The organism is Halomonas sp. GFAJ-1 (assembly GCF_000236625.2).
Classification (GTDB): Bacteria; Pseudomonadota; Gammaproteobacteria; order Pseudomonadales; family Halomonadaceae; genus Vreelandella.
In genome coordinates, this window is the sequence record NZ_AHBC01000093.1 from 1 (window position 1) to 925 (window position 925).

At 34.1% G+C, this 925-nt stretch carries 1 protein-coding gene; it reads right to left on the minus strand.

Annotated features, from left to right (window positions below; all coding sequences use genetic code 11):
- Nucleotides 1-853 (minus strand): hypothetical protein (locus MOY_RS16490; protein WP_009102213.1); only part of this gene is annotated, 853 nt, incomplete at its 3' end.
- Nucleotides 854-925 lie beyond the last annotated feature (72 nt).

The window sequence follows — 925 nt, forward strand, 5'->3', positions numbered from 1 at the left end:
AATAGATTCCCAAAAAAACAAAGGTCGATGAAATCATAAGCAGCTTAATATCTAACAGCCTAACCTCCTCCCAAAACATTAACCTACCCGGAGCACTATCAGCGGTTAATGAAAAGGAGAAGCTATCATTATCAATCAAATAAATTGCAATCAATAAAAGATAAGAAATAGTTATCATGGCAAAAGCAAAAGAAGCCCATAATGCTTTATTTTCTTTAGCCCTAGCATTACCCTCCATCTTATTAAATACTTTTGACGAGGATAAAAAGCTAGCTTCCCCTTTCAGCGCTGACAAGTTTTTCTTCAAATAATCAAGATGATAACTTAACTCTTCCTCTTTATCTTTATGCTCTTTTAATCTCTTGCTTATTTCATTATTAATTATTGACTCCGATGCTTGAGCCTTTCTATAAAGATCTAAACTTTTTCTTACACCACTATTATACTTATCAAAATAGTCAACCGACTTTTTATTTTTGCAATTCTTTAAATAGTATTCTCTGGCACTCAAAAGCTTGTCTAACAAAGACTCTAGTTCATCATTACCAGTTATGTAATGTATTTCAAAAACAAAAATCAAACAAAAGTCTAAGACCTCCTCCCAATTTGCATACTGTTGATCCATGTTATTTGAAACACTAAGCTCAATTTTGTCCTTGAAACTACTCTTAAGCCACTCCCAATCTTCGTAACCATCATTTTCATTCAGGTAATTTAAATTTTTAAGCATCAATTCCAAACAGCTCTTTAAGCTAACCTCTTCATTCTTTTCGGTTTTAAAAAAAACTCCTCCTGGCGTTAAAGACCTGACACACCATTCAAGAACATTAGTAAGGCTTTTTTCACTCACCATACAACCCCCTCTGCATCTTGTTTAAATCATCTGCAAGTCCCAGTTCCAATTTCAACCGCTTAGCCTCAAGCC